Source organism: Bacillus sp. AF62 (assembly GCF_050312695.1).
Classification (GTDB): Bacteria; Bacillota; Bacilli; order Bacillales; family Bacillaceae_G; genus Bacillus_A; species Bacillus_A cereus.
Map to the genome: position 1 here is coordinate 133400 of NZ_JBNPJZ010000082.1, position 18587 is coordinate 151986.

An 18587-nucleotide genomic window follows, 5' to 3' on the forward strand; every position below is an offset into this window, starting at 1 on the left:
TGGCTTCACTTTTTAATCTCTCCTTGCAATGCTTTATTTATAACCGGAAGAATTAAGAAATCGTCATTTGAGAAAAAAAGCTATCCATTACTGGATAGCCTCTGCTGTCTGTTTAAAATGATGCGCTTGCGTAAGTAATTCTTTCGCATGCTCCGTCGTTAAATCTGTGATTTCCACACCAGAAATCATTCGAGCTATTTCTGTTACTTTATCCTCCATAGTTAAAACAGTAACTGATGTAATTGTCCGATCATTCGCTACTTGTTTTCGAATAAATAAATGCGAATCTGCCATTGAAGCTACTTGAGGTAAGTGCGTAATACAAAGTACTTGCGAGTTTACTGATACTCGATAAATTTTTTCAGCAATAGCCTGTGCGACCCGGCCACTTACACCCGTATCCACTTCATCAAAAATAACAGATGCAACCCCTTGATGCTTAGAAAAAATGCTTTTTAAAGCTAAAATGATACGAGATAACTCTCCGCCAGAAGCAACCTTTGAAAGTGGTTTTAGCGGCTCTCCTGGGTTCGTCGAAATATAAAATTCCACATGATCGTAACCATCCGCCGTAAGTCTTACCGGTGCACCTTCTACAAGGGGTTCTTCTGCATTTCCTTCTCTCTTCATAATTCTCACTTCAAATTTCGTTTTTTCCATATATAATTCTTTTAATTCCTGATGAATTGCATTTGTAAGGTGTTCTGCAAGCTCATGACGCATATTACTTAACAACGTTGCTTCTTTCAGAATAACACTTTCTAATTCCTTCAACTGTTTCTTCGTCGTTTCAATATGAACGTCTTTATTTTCAATTGTAAATATTTCTTGTTCAATTTTATCTGCATACGCTAAAATCTCTTCTACAGTATTTCCATATTTTCTCTTTAGCATACGAATTTCATTCAAACGTGTTTCGATTTCATCTAAACGATTTGGATCATATTCCATCATATCGAGCTTTTCTCTCAGTTGATATGCAACCTCTTCTAATAAGTAATAGCTATTTGCAATTGAATCATGATTCTCTTGATACATTTCATCTAAATGTGTAATACTTTCCATTTGTCCCATTGCGCTTCTTACATTATCTAATCCTTGTCCGTCAGCACTCAATGAACGATATGCATCACCTAATGCTTTATAAATCTTTTCAAAATTAGAAATTTGCAATCGTTCCTCAGTTAATTCATTTTCTTCATCCATCTTTAAATCGGCTTTGCGAATTTCTTCATGCTGAAATTGAATTAAATCTAAGCGATGTGCCATCTGTTGTTCATTTTCACTTAACGATTTCAATTGTTTTTTTAATTTTTCATAGTCAGCGTATACGTTTTGATATATGTCTAGTTGTTTAACGATTCGATCCCCATCAAAGTGATCAAGCATAAACAGATGTCGTTCTTCATTCATTAAATCTTGCGTTTCATGCTGTCCATGAATATCAACAAGTGTTTTCCCAATTTCTTTTAATATGCTAAGTGTAACAAGCTTCCCATTTACACGACATACACTCTTCCCGTTCGCAGCAATATCACGCTTTAAAATAATCATGCCATCTTCTATTTCTATATCTAACTCTTCTGCCTTTTCAATACATGGATGCTTATCATCTTCAACATAAAACAGCCCTTCAATCTCAGCCTTTTCTGTTCCATATCGAACAAATTCTGCTGACCCACGGCCACCTACAAGTAAACTAATCGCATCAATAATAATCGATTTTCCGGCCCCTGTTTCACCGCTTAAAACCGTTAAACCTTTTTGAAAAGAAATATTTAATGCTTCAATAATAGCAAAGTTTCTAATCGATAATTCCGATAACAATGCCCCATTCACCTCGTTATAAAATAATCCCTTACTAAAGGATTTTCTCAGTTCTTCATTCAAATAATCATGCTATATATTTGTATGTATATACTCTTCTAACCCGCTTCATTGTACCAAACATTCGTTTTACGGGTCAATCCATCTATTTTCTAACTTTATGCAAACAAAATATTATATTACAATTGAAAAATCATATTTTTGACCAATAAAAATATCTTGTTCACTTCCCACTTTACGATGGAAAGCAAACAAGATTTTTTGTTACAACATATTTAAGAAACGATCAGAGACAACACCTGTATCGTCAGGTGTACGGCAAATAATTAAGCAAGTATCATCACCACAGATGGTTCCGATGATCTCATCCCACTCTAAATGATCAATAAGTGCTCCAAGTGAATGAGCGTTACCAGGCAATGTTTTTAGCACAAGCATATGTCCTGCCGTGTCTAATTTTACAAATGAATCCACTAGATTTCGTTTTAATTTTTGTAACGGGTTAAATCGTTGATCTGCTGGCAAGCTATATTTATAGCGCCCATCATGTAATGGCACCTTCACTAAGTGCAGTTCTTTAATATCGCGCGATACTGTTGCTTGCGTTACATTAAATCCCTCATTACGTAAAATATCAACTAATTCATCTTGTGTTTCAATTTCTTTGTTTGCAATAATTTCCCTGATTTTAATATGGCGCTGACCTTTATTCATACATTTGCACCTCACACTATCTCTTACCATAGTTTAAACATTGGTATACTTCACTTATTTATGTTAACTTATAATTCGTTTCTTGTACACAATTGTTTTTACAATCATTATACAATTACAGCAAAAAGAGGAACAACATATGTTATTCCCCTTTCCCTTTTTGTTTTAGAACGTCATGCGCTTCTGTAACAACTTGCTCTATAGAAATCGGAGAATGATTTTCGCCATTCTCACGTTCACCATGCCATTTCAGATGAATTAAAAATTCAATATTACCATCCCCACCCGTAATTGGTGAGAATGTTAAACCTTCCACATCATAGCCCTCTTTTAAAGCAAAATCGACAATCATCTCTACAACAGCTTCATGTACTTTTCTATCACGAACGATACCTTTTTTCCCAACTTGCTCTCTTCCAGCTTCAAACTGCGGTTTAATTAACGCTGCTACATCTCCGTTAGGCATAAGCATTGTTTTTAAAACTGGCAGTATAAGCTTTAATGATATAAATGAAACATCAATACTTGCAAATTGAGGTAAACCACGTTCTAAGTCTGCTGGTGTCACGTAACGGAAGTTTGTTCGTTCCATTACAACAACACGCTCATCTTGACGTAATTTCCACGCTAGCTGATTGTATCCTACATCTAATGCATAAGATAATTTCGCTCCATTTTGAAGCGCGCAATCTGTAAAGCCACCAGTTGATGAACCAATATCTATCATAACTTTATCTTGTAAATCAAGATGAAATGTCTCTAATGCCTTTTCAAGTTTATAACCACCACGACTTACATACGGCATAACTTGTCCCTTCACCGTAATCTCAGTATCTTGCGAGATTTTCTCTCCTGGCTTATCAAGTCTCATCTCATTTGCATATACGAGTCCGGCCATAATGGCGCGCTTTGCTTTCTCACGCGTTTCTATAAGTCCTCGCTCTACTAATAGTACATCTACTCTTTCTTTTTTTACGCTCATTTGTTACGCCCTTTTTTGTTTTGATGGAATCATTGTATGAATACGGTCTACAACAGCATCTGTCGTTAAACCAATTTCTTCTAATAATTTTGTTACACTTCCGTGCTCTATGAAGCGGTCTGGAATACCCATTCGTTCAACTAATGCACTATGGTAACCATTTTCAGATGCAAATTCAACTACTCCTGTTCCAAAACCACCGATTAAACAAGCTTCTTCAATCGTTAAAATCGGTATATTCTTCCCTAGAAGATCATGTAAATATGCTTCATCCATTGGTTTAATAAAGCGAGCATTCACTACTTTCACTGAAACCCCAGCTTTTTCAAGACGCTCAGCTGCTTCCATTGCCATTGGTATTGTCGTACCAAACGTTAAAATAGCTGCTTGTGTACCCTCTTTTAACGTCTCCCACGTACCGATTGGAATCGCCTTTAATTCTTCATCCATATGAACGCCAAGTCCATTACCACGAGCATAACGCAATGCGATTGGTCCATCTTCATATTGCATCGCCGTATAAACTAAATGTTGCCCTTCATTTTCATCTTTCGGCATCATAAGCACCATATTCGGCAAGTGACGTAAGAATGAGATATCAAATACGCCTTGATGCGTTTCACCATCTGCTCCTACTAATCCCGAGCGATCTATTCCGATGAAAACATTTAAATTTTGGCGGCATATATCATGAACAACTTGGTCATATGCTCTTTGTAAAAATGTCGAATAAATTGCTAAGAATGGCTTCATTCCTTGCGTTGCCATACCTGCTGCCATTGTTGTAGCGTGCTGTTCTGCAATACCTACATCAATCATACGATCTGGGAATTCTTTTTGGAATTTCTCAAGTTTTGATCCAACAGGCATTGCAGGTGTAATTGCTACGATACGCTCATCCGCTCTCGCTAGCTTAAGTACTGTTTCACTAACGACAGCACTCCATGCTGGTGCAACTTCTTTTGGCTTAACGAAGTCACCTGATTCAATTTTATAAGGTCCTGTTCCATGCCAAGTTCCAATAACGTCACTCTCAGCCGGTTTATAACCTTTTCCTTTTTTCGTAATAACGTGAACAAGTACTGGGCCTTTTGTTTTCTTTGCATATTGCAACGTTTCGAATAACTTTTCATAATCATGCCCATCGACTGGACCTAAATATGTAAAGCCTAACTCTTCGAAAAAGACACCAGATACTAGTAAATATTTAAGACTATCTTTTATTTTCTCTGCTGTCGCAGCCACTTTCCCGCCAACTGCTGGGATTTTCTTTAATATATACTCTAATTCATCTTTTACCCAGTGATATTTTCCTGCGGTACGTAAACGACCGAGTACATTATGAAGCGCACCAACGTTTGGTGCAATTGACATTTCATTATCATTCAAAATAACAATCATGTCTGTTTTTTCATGTCCAATATGGTTCAATGCCTCTAAGGCCATTCCACCTGTTAAAGCACCATCTCCAATAATTGGTATAACATATTCTTTCGTTTTCTTTAAATCACGTGCCAGAGCCATTCCCATTGCAGCCGATAACGAAGTCGAGCTATGACCAGTTTCCCATACATCATGCTCACTCTCGCAACGTTTCGGGAAACCACATAGACCTTGATATTGCCTTAATGTACCAAACTCTTTCGCGCGTCCAGTTAAAATTTTATGTACATAGGATTGATGTCCTACATCCCATAAAAATTTATCTTGCGGGCTATCAAATAATTTGTGCAGAGCAATTGTGAGTTCTACTACACCTAAATTAGGTGCAATATGTCCACCTGTTTGAGAGAGCTCTTCAATTAAAAACTTACGAATATCCTCACTCAATCCCTCTAGTTCACTGATAGACATATCTTTCAAAAAACTAGGGTTTTGAATTTGCGTTAGATCCACATGGATCACTCACTTTCATTTCATAATCTGTCAACATGTCAAATATTATAAAAAACATTTACACAAAACAAGAAATTCTCTTTTCTATTTTTCGTCTTGTCCCGCTATTAACCAGTCTATTGCGCCTTAATCCTATTATAAACCATATTTCTTTAGGCGATGAAAAAAATAGCCGCTAACACGAAGTGATAACGGCAATGTAATCTACATATATTTTTGCCAATAACAAGAAAAGAAAAACCTTTTCCTACATTTATATCATAAAATGATGAATGACTCAACAAATGAAAACGCTGTTATATTAGTTATTACGTTTTGCAATCAAATCGCAAATAGATAGTAAATATTCATCTTGTAATTGCAAGGAGCTAATTGCACCTTTTGCTTCTGCAATTGTTTCTTCTAAAATATCCTTTGCTCTATCTACAGTAAACAACGTCGTATATGTGCTCTTTTCATTAGAAAGATCGCTACCAATCGGTTTTCCAATCTCTTCTTCGGTGCCTTCGACATCTAAAATATCGTCTCGAATTTGGAAAGCTAGACCGATATATTTAGCAAACGTAAGCAACTTTTCTTCTTGCTCTTCTGTCGCATCAGAAAGTATCGCACCCGCAAGTACAGCAAATTCAAGCAGTTTTCCGGTCTTATGTTTATGGATGTACTCCAATTCATCAATCGTAAGGCGTTTCCCTTCAGCTTCCATATCTGCCACTTGTCCGCCAACCATTCCTTCTGGTCCTGCTGCTTTTGCAAGTTCAAGTACAAGTCTTACTTTTTTTTCTGCAGAAATTTCTTTTTGCTCATATGCCATAATAACTTGAAAAGCATACGTCAATAAGCCATCTCCTGCTAAAACTGCCATCGCTTCACCAAATACTTTGTGATTTGTGGGCTTTCCTCTTCTTAAATCATCATCATCCATACAAGGTAAATCGTCATGAACTAACGAATATGTATGAATCATTTCAAGAGCACAAGCTGCACCTACTCCAAGATTTCTTTCTTTCCCAAAAGCTTGTAATGTTGCAAACAAAAGTAACGGGCGGAGACGTTTTCCACCCGCTTCTAAAGAATATGCCATCGCTTCACGAAGTACATTTGGACATTGTAATTCATTTGCATAGCTTACAAGTTTCTCTTCTACGAAAGTTTTACTTTCCTTCAAAAAAGTATCAAAAGCAATCGTCACTATGCTTCATCTCCTAAAGCAGTAAACGGTTCAAGCTCTCCATCTTCCCCAAGAATAACTGCCATTTGTTCTTGTACATTCTTCAACTTCTCATCACAAAGCTTAGATAATTCCATACCCTCTTTAAAATAAGAAATCGCTTCTTCTAAAGGTACGTCACCTTGTTCTAGCTTAGAAACAAGATGCTCAAGTTGCGAAATTGCCTCTTCAAAGCTTAATTTATTTTCCATTATTCAATTCACGCTCCTCTATGCCTGATACGCTACAATCTAGTATTCCATCTTGTAATTGAACTGAAACAGCATCTCCAAGGCTTACATCTTTCACACTTTTTAACACTTGCTTCTCTTCATCATATACAAGCCCGTACCCTCTCATCATTACTTTAAGCGGACTTAACGCTTCAAGTTTTTGAGCAGCTCTTACAAAGGCAAATTCTTTCGTTTGAAGTAACGTTTGCATTTCACGTTGTAATTGCTTTTGCAACGTTTCAACAGCTACCTTCGTTTGAATAATTTTTTGAGATGGGTGGTGCTTCTCTAAATAAAATGAAAGTTGCTTTAACTGATTCACCTTTTTATCAATATAGCGCTCTTTCGCTAAAACAAGCTGTTCTAGCGCTCTATCTAATTGCTCTTCCTTTTGCTCATATACTTGTCTTGGATAACGGAACGCATACGATTTTTGCAACACTTGTAGTTTTTCTTCTTTTTTATGTACTAACTCTTTCATTGCTCTTTGCAATCTCAGAGTTCTTTGTAATACCTTTTCTTGTAACTCTATAATATTAGGTGCTGCTAGCTCAGCTGCTGCAGTCGGTGTTGGCGCGCGTAAATCTGCAACAAAATCTGCGATTGTAAAATCCGTTTCATGGCCTACTGCCGAAATAATAGGAATTTCACTCTTAAAGATTGCTCTTGCAACCATTTCCTCATTGAAAGCCCATAATTCCTCAATAGAACCTCCACCACGACCAACGATTAGTACATCTATCTCTCGCATTTCATTCGCTGTACGAATCGCTTGTACAATCGAGGGAGCCGCTGACTCCCCTTGTACAAGTACCGGAAATACAATAACATTCCCAATTGGATAACGACGTTTAATCGTTGTTATAATATCACGAATCGCTGCTCCTGTTGGCGACGTAATCACACCTATTGTTTTAGCGTAAGGAGGAATTGCTTTTTTATAAACTTGAGAAAAAAGTCCTTCTTCTTCTAAGCGAACTTTTAACTGTTCGTACGCTAAATGTAAATTTCCGACTCCGTCAGGCTGCATGTCTTGAATATAAATTTGATAAGAACCACTCGCCTCGTAAACAGAGATTTTCCCTTTCACGAGTACCTTCATCCCATTTTCAGGTTTGAATTTAATATTACGATTATGACCCGCAAACATAACCGCTGCGATTCTTGCATTTTCATCTTTCAATGTAAAATACATGTGGCCACGGCTATGATTTTTAAAGTTGGAAATTTCACCTTTTAACCAAACAGACTGCAAATGCGGATCATATTCTATTTTTGTTTTTATATAGCGTGTTAACGCTGTAACGGTTAAATATTGCTTCTCCATTTCTCTCTCCTCATAGCCGACTCAAATTATTTACAAACGACACCTGCACGTTTGGCAGATTCAACAGTATTATGAAGAAGCATTGTGATTGTCATTGGACCAACACCCTTTGGCACAGGTGTAATGTAACCCGCAACATCTAACACGTTGTCAAAGTCAACATCACCACAAAGTTTTCCTGTTTCTAAACAACGGTTAACACCAACGTCAATTACAACCGCTCCTTCTTTAATATAATCCGCTGTTATCATTTTAGGTCGTCCAACAGCTACGATTAAAATATCAGCTAACTTCGATAACTCTTTCATATTTTGCGTCTTAGAATGACAATATGTGACAGTGGCATTTTCATTTAAAAACAATTGCCCCACTGGTTTACCGACAATATTACTTCTTCCAATTACTACTACATGTTTTCCAGAAATATCAAGATTTGTTTCTTTTACTAATTCTACAATACCATGCGGTGTACATGGAAGGAATGTATCTTGTCCCGTCATCATACGTCCCACGCTGATTGGGTGAAATCCGTCTACATCCTTTTCTGGTGAAATTCTTTCAATGATAGCTTTTTCTTCAATATGTTTTGGTAAAGGTAATTGCACCAATATGCCATTAATACGGTCATCGCCATTTAAGCGATCGATTTCAGCAAGCAAACGTTCCTCAGTAATTGTTTCAGGAAGTTCAATTAGCTCTGAGTAAATCCCTACTTGTTCACAGCCTTTTTCTTTTCCTTTCACATAAGAACGAGATGCTGGATCTTCTCCAACTAAAATAACTGCTAACCCTGGTACAATACCTTGCTCTTTCAACTTCACAACTTCTTCTGTCAATTGTGCTCGTTTTTTCTCCGCAACTTCATTTCCTTTGATGATTACTGCTACCATTTTAAGATTCCCCCTTAAAGAATTTACAGTGTATCTTTTATATTAGATAAAACGCCGTTAATAAAACGACGAGATTCCTCATCCCCAAATGTTTTAGCAATTTCAATTGCTTCGTTAATTGTTACGTTGTGTGGAATTTCTTCCATGTATTTCATTTCATACACAGCTACACGTAAAATACTGCGATCAACAATGCTAATACGCTCAAGCTTCCACTTTTTTAAGTTTTGACGAATCGCTTCATCGATTGCTTCTTTATTTTCTACAAAACCTACTACAAGTGACTCTAGAAACTCATTTGTTTCTTCGCCTTCATCTAGCGTGTTTTCCACTGCTACTTTCGGTTCTAATTCACCTGTAATATCCATTTGGTATAATGCTTGCATTGCTCTTTCTCTAGCCGTCCTACGTTTCATTGTAACTCTCCTTTATGCTTCAAGTCTTTCCTTATACTTTGTTATATTATTATAATTTATAAGCCGTCAATTCACTTACTCTTACAGTTTTCATTGATTTTCCAACCTTATAATACAATGATAATAACACAATTTATCGTTTCACACACGGGTTACAAGGCTGAAAAATAATAAAAAGATTAACTTCAAGTTCCATATCTTATCACAATGTACGTTTTTTGGAAAAACGACACATTTCCTTGTTTATTTCTTATTTTTTGAAATAGTATAATAATTAGAGGGTTGTAATTTGTGAAGAAATGAAACGATAAAAAAGATGCCTATGTTACTAGGCACCTTTTCATTCTTACACTGGTTCGATTTCTGTTTTTTGTGTTTCGAATGTTACGCCAACGATGTGAACATTCACTTCTTTTGGCTCAAGTCCTGTCATCGTAAAGAGTGCTTGGCGAATATTGTCTTGAATCTTTTGTGCAACAACTGGAATTGCTACACCAAAATACATTACAACATAAAGGTCAACGATAATATCTTCGTTTGCTAATTCAACCTTTACACCTTTACCATGATTTTTCTTACCTAACTTCTCAACAACATCTGTAGCAAAATTACCGCGCATTGCCGCTACACCTTCTACTTCAGCAGCTGCAATACCTGCAATTACTTCAATTACTTCTGGTGCAATTTCTACTTTACCAAGAGTTGTATCTTGACCCATATCTAACATATGTTCAGCCATGAAAAAAACCTCCTTTAATGTATCACTGCGTCACAAGTTCATGCTCTTCCAAAAATTTCGTATTAAACTCACCTTTTACAAAATCAGGATGATCTAGCAATTGCAAATGGAACGGGATTGTTGTATGTACGCCTTCAATGACAAATTCACTAAGTGCGCGCTTCATTTTTGCAATTGCCTCTTCACGTGTTTTTCCGTGAACAATTAATTTAGCAACCATCGAATCATAGAAAGGTGGGATTGAATATCCCGGATATACAGCTGAATCGACGCGAATACCAAATCCTCCTGGTGGTAAGTACATTTCTACTTTACCTGGAGATGGCATAAATTTTTTGGCAGGGTTTTCCGCATTAATTCGACATTCAATTGCCCAACCATTAAATTGTACTTCTTCTTGCTGTAACGATAACTTTTCTCCTGAAGCAACAAGAATTTGTTCTTTAATTAAGTCCATTCCCGTTACCATTTCAGTAACCGGATGCTCAACCTGAATTCTCGTATTCATCTCCATGAAATAAAAGGTTTTCGTTTTATATTCATAAATAAACTCAACCGTACCAGCACCTGTATAATCAACCGCTACCGCCGCTTTAACTGCCGCTTCACCCATCTGCTTGCGAATATCTTCATCAAGTGCAGGTGATGGACTTTCTTCTAATAGTTTTTGCAAACGGCGCTGAATTGTACAATCACGCTCTCCTAAATGAATGGCATTTCCGTGTGTATCTGCCATTATTTGAATCTCAACATGGCGGAAATCTTCAACGTACTTTTCTAAGTATACACCAGGGTTCCCAAAAGCGGTACTAGCTTCTTGCTGTGTAATTTGAATTCCTTTTATAAGCTCTTCTTCATGGCGTGCAACACGAATACCTTTTCCGCCGCCACCTGCAGTCGCTTTAATAATAACTGGATATCCAATTTGATTAGCAAGCTCGATCGCTTCTTCGGTATTTTTAATAATCCCTTGTGAACCTGGTACAATCGGAACCCCTGCTTCTTTCATTGTATCACGAGCAACGTCTTTTGTGCCCATCTTTGAAATAGCTTCTGGACTTGGACCGATAAAAATCAAGTTACATTCACGGCATAACTCTGCGAAATCTGCATTCTCTGCTAAAAATCCGTATCCCGGATGAATAGCATCGCAGCCTGTTAACTTCGCAACGCTAATAATGTTCGTCAAATTTAAATAGCTTTCTTTCGAAATCGTTGGTCCTACACAATACGCCTCGTCTGCAATCTGTACGTGAAGTGACTCTTTATCTGCTTCTGAATAAATTGCAACTGTTTCAATATCCATTTCTTTACAAGCACGAATAATTCGTACAGCAATTTCCCCACGATTGGCTATTAATACTTTTTTTATCATCACAAAGACTCCCTTATTACGCTTTTACAAGAAATAGCGGTTGTCCATACTCAACAAGCTGTCCGTTATTAACAAGAATTTCAACAATTTCGCCCTCTACATCAGCATCAATTTCGTTAAATAACTTCATAGCCTCGACAATACATACGATAGAATCTTTCGATACTCTATCCCCAACACTTACATATGGAGGTGTATCAGGTGAAGAAGAAGAATAGAATGTACCTACCATTGGTGAGGTGATCTTATGTAGGTTTTCATCTTGAACAGTTTTCTTCTCTTCTTGTTTTGGCGCTTCTGCTTGCGCTGCTGCTACTGTCGTTTCAACTTCAACAGGCGCTACTGGTTGCATAGCTTGTTTTGCTGCAGGTGCTTGCACAGCAACAACTTCATTACCACGCTTTTTCATTTTGATTGTTGTACCGTCTTTTTTGTATTCAAATTCATCAATATTAGAGCTATCAATTAATTTAATTAATTCACGAACTTCTTGAATTTTAAACATGTAAAATCCACTCCCATACTCTTGTTTGTCCCGTTTTTACAGATTCTCGTCACGAAAACTAGATTGACTGTAAAAATACGATGTATTCTATTAGAAAATATATTTCATTAACTAATAGAAATATTTACTATTTCCATCTTACGATAAATTTTTTAAACATTCCAATTTATATTTCTTTATAATAAATCGAAACTCCTGTAAAAATATTATTCCAATAAAAATTTAATACCTAGTAATAATACCAAGTTTCACATGAAATTGGCAAGACCACTTCTTAAAAAACATTCACTACTTTAGCAAAACGTTACACAGCAAACATGCCATTCCCTCTCCACTCTTCACTACACCTATAGTCAATAACATATTTTTACCAAATATTATTTTTTTGTTTACACGCCGTTCATCATTCCTTCATATAAGAATAGTATGTTCAAAGTGTAGAAAATATATTGTGTCGAGGTGTGGAAATATGATATGGCTCATTCTCTTTTTACCTGCTGTAATCGTTTGGGCATGTGTTCTTTGCATCCACGTCAAATCCGGAAAAAGTAATCATCAGTACCATGAACCATTAATCTTTTACTCGCAACGTGTTTCTCCATTCCGAGTTGAACATAGTAAAAATAACTACAAAGACGAAATAGAAAAAAGCTATCGAAAATGATAGCTTTTTTCTATTCACACATTTACTTACATACTCTATTTTACTATTTGCATACCCTTTGCTTAGTAAAAGATAATAATCCGCAGGGAAATCCCTGCGGATTAAAGTTTCACTTATTTCGCTGGTGGATCAAATTTCACACCTACATCTTTTGATCCGCCTTCACTTCTTACAAGTTGAATAATTTTATTTGCTTCTTTCTGTGAATGTTTTGCCGCTTTAACCGTTACTCTAATGTCAGTACCATCAGCTCTTACAAGAGCATCTGGATATCCTCCTTGAGATTTAATTACTGTCTCAAGTAATTCTTGCTTCGTTTCCATTGTCGTAATGGCATCAAAATTTTCTTTTGCTTTATTCTTTTCTGTTGCTGAAGCTTTTGTTGAACTCATCACTTCTTGTAATTTTGCTTTTTGTTCACTACGCTGATCTTCCATTTGCATACGTAAAGCTGTGAAATTCTCATCACTTGATTGAACTGATACATTGCCCTCTTTTTTACTTGTTTCTTTTTTTGCATTTTCTTTTTTATCTGTTTCTTTATTTGTTGTTTCCTTGCTTGTATTTTCTTTTTTCGGAGTTTCTTTAGGCGCTTCGTTTGTTACTGCTTTATCAGTACCTTGTTTTTCTTGTCCAATCTTTTCACCTGTTGCCGGCGATGCTGTATTCATTTTGTCAGGAGTTGTCACGTAATACACAGATAGTACAACAACTAAACTTAACATCGTTAATAACCAAACTGTTTGTTTTTTTAACACTTTATTTCCTCCCTATCAATTTTTCGGTGAAACTGAAACGCGATGGGCCGGTACATCTAGCAGCCTTATCACAGCTTCTTTTACCATTGCTTTAACTTGTATATTATCCACTCCCTTTGCTACGACAAGAACACCACGTACTTTCGGCTTCTCTGTTCGTAAAACAACAGGAGTTTCTTTATCCCCTTCACGTATAATGACAGTCTTTTCATCAAGAGACTCGTCCTCTACTTCTCTCTTACCGCCTGTTTTATCTGTTTCACCTGTTGTTTGTGAGCGTTTCACTGTATTTTTTTCTAAAATTTTTTCTTCAGATGAATCTAAATTCACTTTAATCGTTACGTCTTTTACTCCTGCTATTTCTTCTAAAGCAGTTTTTAATTCTTGTTCATACGCTTTTTCATATTTTTCTACATTTGACATACTATCATTACTTTTTTGTCCGAAAGTTGGTACGTCTTTTTCTTGATTTTGAGTTTTTTGTTCTTTAAATACAGGTACTTCTTCTTTTTTACTTGAAAAGAGACTACTAGAAAACATAAGCAAAATTCCAAGTATGAGTAGGACAAGTAAAAACTTAGGTGTTACCTTTTTACCCTTCTCGTTGCTTTCTTTTTGATCCCCATTCAATAAGTTTCGAAAAAATGAGAACTTCGAATTTTTATCTTTATTGTCCATTTACTCTACCTGTCCTCCCTTCCATTTGAACTTGGATTTGTTTACCCTCTAGTTGCCACCTGCTTGAAAAGAAATCTTTCATTTCTACATTCGTTTCTTCCACTTTTTTTGGCGGCTCTTTCGTGTTAATTTCAATTGGCTTTACTGTTTCGATTGCATCATTTTTACTACGTTCTTTTTCTTTCAACGTCACAACAACAGATTGAATATCTTTCGCTGACTTTACTTCTTCTGTATTTTCTGCTGCGACTATTTGTATTTCAGAGACAGTCATACCATACTTTTTCTCAAACTCTTTTCCTACTTCTTTTTTCATTTTGGTAGCCATCTCTTCTAAACTATATGCACGTGTTAGAGCTTGTATTTCTTTTTTCTTCGAATCTATTGAATTTTTTACAGATCCTTCTGCTACGTACTTTTCTTCATTAAAATTTGCAATTACTTCATTTACATCTGTCTGCAATAGTTTAAAAAGGGGCGTTAAAATTAATACAACTAACAAAAGACTTACAACGAATTTAACGTATTTTTGCAAATTCGAATTTGGAAGAATAAGATGAAGCATTGTTGCTAAGAGCAAAAAAACGATAATATTTCTGATCCACTCTGTAACAAATTGCATACTCTTCACCTCCTACCGCATCATAAGTGTAATATTCCCCGCAGCAATAATAATTGTAATACTTAAAAAGAACATAAATGATACGATAGCTAAGCAAGCAAATACGTAAATGATGCTTCGTCCAATAATGTCTAAACATTGAATAATTGCTCCGCCGCCAACCGGTTGCAATACTGCTGCTGCGAATTTATAAATAAATGCAATACAGAAAATTTGAATCGCTGGAAAAGCAACAATTAAGCATAAAATGACGAGCCCAATAATTCCGACTGTGTTTTTCAATAATCCTGATGCGCTAATAACAGTATCTGCCGCTTCTGTAAACATCCTTCCAACTACTGGAATGAAGTTTCCTGTTACAAATTTAGCAGTTTTCACAGCTATTCCATCAGCAACAGCTGTTGCTGTCCCTTGTACAGATAATACTCCTAAAAAAATTGTTAAAAAGACACCGATAATCCCTACGCTAACGTTTTGCAGAAGCTTGGATAATTTCGTCACTTTATATTGATCACTCATTGTACTTACAATACTTAATATCGTTGCCAGTAATAAAAGTGGTAGAACGATATAATTCATAAGAAGCCCACTCGTATTCATTAAGAAAATGATAACCGGATGAAAAAATGATACAGATACAACCCCGCCCCCAGTTGCTATAAGCGCCAGCAAAATTGGCAATAACGCTAATATGAAATCTACCATTGTTTGTATCGTTTCTCTTGCATATGTCATAACGACATAAAAACTATTTAAAGCAAAAATAATAAGTACCATATACACAACAGCATCAGCAATTTTACTTACGCTACTTTTTGAAAAAGCGGATTGCAGTGATTGCAACAATGCACTAAAGATTGTGAGCATAATAAGTGTGCCAAGCAGTTTTCCATTAGCAGCAAGCTCATGAAATAAATATTTTAATAACCCTATCATCCACTCTTTTAGAGAGAATTCTTTTTCTCCCTTTACAAACTCCATAAAGCTCCCTTTTTGACTCTCTGGCAAATAGCCTCCATATTTTGTAACAAGCCCGTCCCAAAATTGCTTCACATCTTCAATTCCGAGCTTATCCAATTGTTGATCAACGACGTTTGTTTCTACAGGAGAAGCTTGTACAACAACCGGTAAAGAAAAGAAAAGGAAGCAAGCAAATAGCAGCTTAGCTCCAAACCTCCTCAACATTCACTCCCCCTTATCCCGTCGGTAAAAATCCGAGAATAGTTTCAATTACAACCGTCAAAATAGGAATCGCCATAACGAGAATTAAGATTTTCCCAGCAAGTTCAATTTTCGAAGCGATGGCACCTTGACCAGCATCTTTTGTAATTTGGGCTCCAAACTCAGCAATATAAGCAATTCCAATAATCTTTAGTAACGTTTCCACGTAGACGTTACTAACTTTCGCTTCACTTGCTACTCTCTCAATCATTTGTAAAATAGAATGAATTTGATCGATTAAAATAAGAAACATCACGCTACCTACGAACACAATAAATAAAGATGTAATACTAGATTTATGCTGATTCAAAACAGCAGCTAAAAACGTAGCAACGAGGCCTAATCCGACAATTTGTATAATTTCGATTCGAACCGCCTCCTTTACTGGAAGAGAAAGACACTTTTAATCTTGTCAAATAGCGTGTTAATTAAAAATGCAACATGAAATAAAATGACGACAAAACCGACAAGGATAACCCAATTTGCAATATCCTCCCGCTTTAATTCTTTTAGTACAGTATGAATGAAAGCTAAAACAATGCCGATTCCGGCGATTTGAAATATTAATCCAACATCAATGGACATCGCCTTTCTCCCCCCTATAGCAGTAAAATTACAATAAGTAGCCCTGCTAGTACCCCTAAGCTCTTAATCATTTTTTCGTATTGCAGTTGTAGCGCTTTCGCTTCTCCTTCTTCTCTCTCCAAATGTGTAATACATAAGCGAATATGTTTTTGTTGTGATTCACGATCATGTTGTCCGAGCGTTTCACCAAATTGCTGCAGTATTTCATACTCAGTTTGTTGAAATGCAGTTAACTTCCAGTTCTCTTTCAAACTATCTATCCACGCTTCTCTTACTGTTTGTTCCCCGCTTTGTAGTCTTCTGGCGAAACTTTGAAATATCCAATTTAATGGCTTTGGCATTTGTTTAACTAATCGCTCGGCAGCCTCAGATAAAGGTGTGTGTCCATACATAATTTCTGCTTCTAATGATTGAAGTGCTGATTTTAATAATCTAAGTTGCCTCGGCCTCTCACTATATCTTTTAGCGTATGAAAACCCGAAAAAGGTGCTGACCGCAACGATTAACACTGCACCGAATATTTTCACCATACGCCCTCAGCCTTTCTACTTGATAACACTGGTTTTCCATATTTATCTTTCACCTGCATGACCGTTCCTGGACCCCTCGCTTTTGACAACTCCACAAACCTATCAAATATACCAAGCTCTAGCACTGCCTTTAGCGATGGACGTCTCACAACATCCTCATAGGAAAATCCGTGTGCACTTATAAAAAGCTGAACACCTGCATGCACTGCCTCCATAATTGCTTCACTATCTTCTTTACGGCCAATTTCATCTACGATCAAAATATCAGGACTCATAGAACGAATCATCATCATCATTCCTTCTGCCTTTGGACACGCGTCTAACACATCGACTCGGGTACCAAAATCATATTGCGGGATCCCTTTCACACAGCCAGCAATTTCTGACCGTTCATCAACGATCCCCACTTTACAAGAAGGAATTTCCGAAGCACTTACTCCTTGACTCATGCAACGAGCTACATCTCTTAAAAGTGTCGTTTTTCCCGTTTGCGGAGGGCCAATTACCATCGTGTTTAACCATCTTTTTTCATACAAATATGGCAAAAGCGGTTCAGCAATCCCTATTTTTTGACGAGCAATACGAATATTAAAGGAAGAGACATCACGAATCATTTTCACTGCGCTTTTTTCTGTAATGACTTTTCCCGCTAATCCGATTCTATGCCCCCCGCGAAGTGTCACATACCCACGTTTTAATTCCTCTTCCATCGTATAAATTGAGAATTGACTTAACTTATTCAGTAAGTAAATAGCATCCTCTGCAGTAGTGATATAGTCATAAAAAAACACCTTTCCGTGTGCAATACACTCTAGCGGTCTTCCAATTCGAACACGAATTTCCTCTAAAGCATCGTATTGCTTACATTCTTCAATTAAGTACTTCATCGTTTTTGGTAAAACTTCTAATACCTCTTTCATCGGCTTCTCCCCACTATACTCGACTTACTATTTCAGTAATGCGATAAAAATACAGCAAATTCCAAGCGCTAGAAAAAAGAGCTTCAAGAAAGAAATTTCACTTGCTACACTCGCTATCCCAATTGTCATTGTTAAAATTAATACGGTAGGTCCAACAAACGCTAACATACCATTTATAAACAACGCTTTCTTCGCATCATTCACATAAAGCATAAGCAAAGCAGCAAATATCTCCGCACTACCTGAAAATAATCGAAGTGCTCCCATAACAAGCACGGATGTTTCCATTGCCGCTAGCCACTGTTTCATTCTTCCACCTTCTCCCGTAACAGTTACTAACTTCGTATTCTTAAAAAGAATATATTTGTACAACCATATGCAGAGGTTGTCTATTTCAGAAGTAAAAACATAATTTTTCTCTAAGAACCTGTTTAAAATCTTTTTAATAAAATCGCTACACCTGCCAATAAGCAACTCTGTCTGCTATTTTCAAGT

At 36.6% G+C, this 18587-nt stretch carries 22 protein-coding genes; 1 reads left to right on the forward strand and 21 read right to left on the reverse strand.

The genetic code is table 11. The features are described 5' to 3' along the window. Positions 1 to 87: 87 nt before the first annotated feature. From recN to accB, 12 genes are all read right to left on the reverse strand, one after another. The gene (gene recN, locus ACQRBL_RS20770) at positions 88 to 1827 is read right to left on the reverse strand and encodes a DNA repair protein RecN (RefSeq protein WP_000947734.1); all 1740 of its coding nucleotides are present in this window, start codon (positions 1825 to 1827) and stop codon (positions 88 to 90) included. A 264-nt stretch (positions 1828 to 2091) separates the two neighbouring features. Then, the gene (gene argR / locus ACQRBL_RS20775; protein ID WP_001032580.1) at positions 2092 to 2541 is read right to left on the reverse strand and encodes an arginine repressor ArgR; all 450 of its coding nucleotides are present in this window, start codon (positions 2539 to 2541) and stop codon (positions 2092 to 2094) included. A gap of 142 nt (positions 2542 to 2683) precedes the next feature. Further along, complete coding sequence (locus tag ACQRBL_RS20780; protein ID WP_000111872.1) at positions 2684 to 3523, reverse strand: TlyA family RNA methyltransferase; 840 nt, start codon at positions 3521 to 3523, stop codon at positions 2684 to 2686. 3 nt (positions 3524 to 3526) lie between these two features. Beyond that, positions 3527 to 5419, reverse strand: a complete 1893-nt coding sequence (gene dxs, locus ACQRBL_RS20785; protein ID WP_000366452.1) for a 1-deoxy-D-xylulose-5-phosphate synthase — start codon at positions 5417 to 5419, stop codon at positions 3527 to 3529. Positions 5420 to 5720: 301 nt separating this feature from the next. Further along, positions 5721 to 6611 carry a (2E,6E)-farnesyl diphosphate synthase gene (ispA, locus tag ACQRBL_RS20790; RefSeq protein WP_000150374.1) on the reverse strand — a complete coding sequence of 297 codons (891 nt, stop codon included), beginning with the start codon at positions 6609 to 6611 and terminating at the stop codon, positions 5721 to 5723. Further along, positions 6611 to 6841, reverse strand: a complete 231-nt coding sequence (gene xseB / locus ACQRBL_RS20795; RefSeq protein ID WP_000428423.1) for an exodeoxyribonuclease VII small subunit — start codon at positions 6839 to 6841, stop codon at positions 6611 to 6613. Before xseB ends, ispA begins: the two co-directional genes overlap by 1 nt. Next, positions 6831 to 8189 carry an exodeoxyribonuclease VII large subunit gene (gene xseA, locus ACQRBL_RS20800; RefSeq protein ID WP_000415253.1) on the reverse strand — a complete coding sequence of 453 codons (1359 nt, stop codon included), beginning with the start codon at positions 8187 to 8189 and terminating at the stop codon, positions 6831 to 6833. The genes xseB and xseA overlap by 11 nt, the downstream gene beginning before the upstream one ends. Before the next feature lie 26 nt (positions 8190 to 8215). Then, a complete protein-coding gene (gene folD / locus ACQRBL_RS20805; RefSeq protein ID WP_411995622.1) occupies positions 8216 to 9079 on the reverse strand; it encodes a bifunctional methylenetetrahydrofolate dehydrogenase/methenyltetrahydrofolate cyclohydrolase FolD in 864 nt (287 codons plus the stop codon). Between the two features lie 23 nt (positions 9080 to 9102). After that, positions 9103 to 9495 carry a N utilization substance protein NusB gene (nusB, locus tag ACQRBL_RS20810; protein ID WP_000830247.1) on the reverse strand — a complete coding sequence of 131 codons (393 nt, stop codon included), beginning with the start codon at positions 9493 to 9495 and terminating at the stop codon, positions 9103 to 9105. 346 nt (positions 9496 to 9841) lie between these two features. Then, on the reverse strand, positions 9842 to 10234 hold the full coding sequence (locus tag ACQRBL_RS20815; RefSeq protein ID WP_000807630.1) for an Asp23/Gls24 family envelope stress response protein: 393 nt from the start codon (positions 10232 to 10234) through the stop codon (positions 9842 to 9844). A 22-nt stretch (positions 10235 to 10256) separates the two neighbouring features. Further along, positions 10257 to 11609: an acetyl-CoA carboxylase biotin carboxylase subunit gene (gene accC, locus ACQRBL_RS20820; RefSeq protein WP_000592870.1), complete on the reverse strand. Its 1353-nt coding sequence runs from the start codon at positions 11607 to 11609 to the stop codon at positions 10257 to 10259. Positions 11610 to 11625: 16 nt separating this feature from the next. Then, a complete protein-coding gene (gene accB, locus ACQRBL_RS20825) occupies positions 11626 to 12114 on the reverse strand; it encodes an acetyl-CoA carboxylase biotin carboxyl carrier protein (protein ID WP_000472863.1) in 489 nt (162 codons plus the stop codon). Between the two features lie 469 nt (positions 12115 to 12583). Between accB and ACQRBL_RS20830 the strand changes: the two genes are divergently transcribed. Beyond that, entirely contained in the window at positions 12584 to 12778 is a 195-nt protein-coding gene (locus ACQRBL_RS20830) for a hypothetical protein (RefSeq protein WP_002000935.1), read from the forward strand. Between the two features lie 113 nt (positions 12779 to 12891). On the opposite strand, the gene ACQRBL_RS20835 is transcribed toward ACQRBL_RS20830, so the two are convergent. The 9 genes from ACQRBL_RS20835 to ACQRBL_RS20875 are packed head-to-tail and all read right to left on the reverse strand — an operon-like array spanning position 12892 to position 18401. Next, complete coding sequence (locus tag ACQRBL_RS20835; protein ID WP_000914710.1) at positions 12892 to 13536, reverse strand: SpoIIIAH-like family protein; 645 nt, start codon at positions 13534 to 13536, stop codon at positions 12892 to 12894. Between the two features lie 15 nt (positions 13537 to 13551). Continuing rightward, positions 13552 to 14214 (reverse strand): stage III sporulation protein AG, encoded by a 663-nt coding sequence (spoIIIAG, locus tag ACQRBL_RS20840; RefSeq protein ID WP_000368890.1) that lies wholly within the window; start codon positions 14212 to 14214, stop codon positions 13552 to 13554. Then, the gene (gene spoIIIAF / locus ACQRBL_RS20845) at positions 14204 to 14836 is read right to left on the reverse strand and encodes a stage III sporulation protein AF (protein ID WP_001161037.1); all 633 of its coding nucleotides are present in this window, start codon (positions 14834 to 14836) and stop codon (positions 14204 to 14206) included. Before spoIIIAF ends, spoIIIAG begins: the two co-directional genes overlap by 11 nt. Positions 14837 to 14848: 12 nt before the next feature. Next, on the reverse strand, positions 14849 to 16021 hold the full coding sequence (gene spoIIIAE, locus ACQRBL_RS20850; RefSeq protein ID WP_000946113.1) for a stage III sporulation protein AE: 1173 nt from the start codon (positions 16019 to 16021) through the stop codon (positions 14849 to 14851). 10 nt (positions 16022 to 16031) lie between these two features. Continuing rightward, positions 16032 to 16415 (reverse strand): stage III sporulation protein AD, encoded by a 384-nt coding sequence (spoIIIAD, locus tag ACQRBL_RS20855; RefSeq protein WP_077393170.1) that lies wholly within the window; start codon positions 16413 to 16415, stop codon positions 16032 to 16034. Positions 16416 to 16438: 23 nt separating this feature from the next. Then, the gene (gene spoIIIAC / locus ACQRBL_RS20860) at positions 16439 to 16642 is read right to left on the reverse strand and encodes a stage III sporulation protein AC (RefSeq protein ID WP_000020914.1); all 204 of its coding nucleotides are present in this window, start codon (positions 16640 to 16642) and stop codon (positions 16439 to 16441) included. A gap of 14 nt (positions 16643 to 16656) precedes the next feature. Then, entirely contained in the window at positions 16657 to 17172 is a 516-nt protein-coding gene (gene spoIIIAB, locus ACQRBL_RS20865) for a stage III sporulation protein SpoIIIAB (protein WP_000238703.1), read from the reverse strand. After that, entirely contained in the window at positions 17166 to 18092 is a 927-nt protein-coding gene (gene spoIIIAA / locus ACQRBL_RS20870; RefSeq protein WP_000665907.1) for a stage III sporulation protein AA, read from the reverse strand. The genes spoIIIAB and spoIIIAA overlap by 7 nt, the downstream gene beginning before the upstream one ends. 27 nt (positions 18093 to 18119) lie before the next feature. Further along, positions 18120 to 18401 carry a YqhV family protein gene (locus tag ACQRBL_RS20875; protein WP_000816050.1) on the reverse strand — a complete coding sequence of 94 codons (282 nt, stop codon included), beginning with the start codon at positions 18399 to 18401 and terminating at the stop codon, positions 18120 to 18122. Positions 18402 to 18587: the final 186 nt, after the last annotated feature.

Coding starts and splice junctions, on each gene's coding strand:
- ACQRBL_RS20815 (WP_000807630.1), bottom strand. CDS start 10,234: ATGGCTGAACATATGTTAGATATGGGTCAAGATACAACTCTTGGTAAA.
- ACQRBL_RS20875 (WP_000816050.1), bottom strand. CDS start 18,401: ATGAAACAGTGGCTAGCGGCAATGGAAACATCCGTGCTTGTTATGGGA.
- argR (WP_001032580.1), bottom strand. CDS start 2,541: ATGAATAAAGGTCAGCGCCATATTAAAATCAGGGAAATTATTGCAAAC.
- ACQRBL_RS20830 (WP_002000935.1), top strand. CDS start 12,584: ATGATATGGCTCATTCTCTTTTTACCTGCTGTAATCGTTTGGGCATGT.
- xseA (WP_000415253.1), bottom strand. CDS start 8,189: ATGGAGAAGCAATATTTAACCGTTACAGCGTTAACACGCTATATAAAA.
- spoIIIAE (WP_000946113.1), bottom strand. CDS start 16,021: ATGTTGAGGAGGTTTGGAGCTAAGCTGCTATTTGCTTGCTTCCTTTTC.
- spoIIIAG (WP_000368890.1), bottom strand. CDS start 14,214: ATGGACAATAAAGATAAAAATTCGAAGTTCTCATTTTTTCGAAACTTA.
- spoIIIAC (WP_000020914.1), bottom strand. CDS start 16,642: ATGTCCATTGATGTTGGATTAATATTTCAAATCGCCGGAATCGGCATT.
- folD (WP_411995622.1), bottom strand. CDS start 9,079: ATGGTAGCAGTAATCATCAAAGGAAATGAAGTTGCGGAGAAAAAACGA.
- spoIIIAB (WP_000238703.1), bottom strand. CDS start 17,172: ATGGTGAAAATATTCGGTGCAGTGTTAATCGTTGCGGTCAGCACCTTT.
- xseB (WP_000428423.1), bottom strand. CDS start 6,841: ATGGAAAATAAATTAAGCTTTGAAGAGGCAATTTCGCAACTTGAGCAT.
- spoIIIAF (WP_001161037.1), bottom strand. CDS start 14,836: ATGCAATTTGTTACAGAGTGGATCAGAAATATTATCGTTTTTTTGCTC.
- nusB (WP_000830247.1), bottom strand. CDS start 9,495: ATGAAACGTAGGACGGCTAGAGAAAGAGCAATGCAAGCATTATACCAA.
- ACQRBL_RS20780 (WP_000111872.1), bottom strand. CDS start 3,523: ATGAGCGTAAAAAAAGAAAGAGTAGATGTACTATTAGTAGAGCGAGGA.
- accC (WP_000592870.1), bottom strand. CDS start 11,609: ATGATAAAAAAAGTATTAATAGCCAATCGTGGGGAAATTGCTGTACGA.
- spoIIIAA (WP_000665907.1), bottom strand. CDS start 18,092: ATGAAAGAGGTATTAGAAGTTTTACCAAAAACGATGAAGTACTTAATT.
- accB (WP_000472863.1), bottom strand. CDS start 12,114: ATGTTTAAAATTCAAGAAGTTCGTGAATTAATTAAATTAATTGATAGC.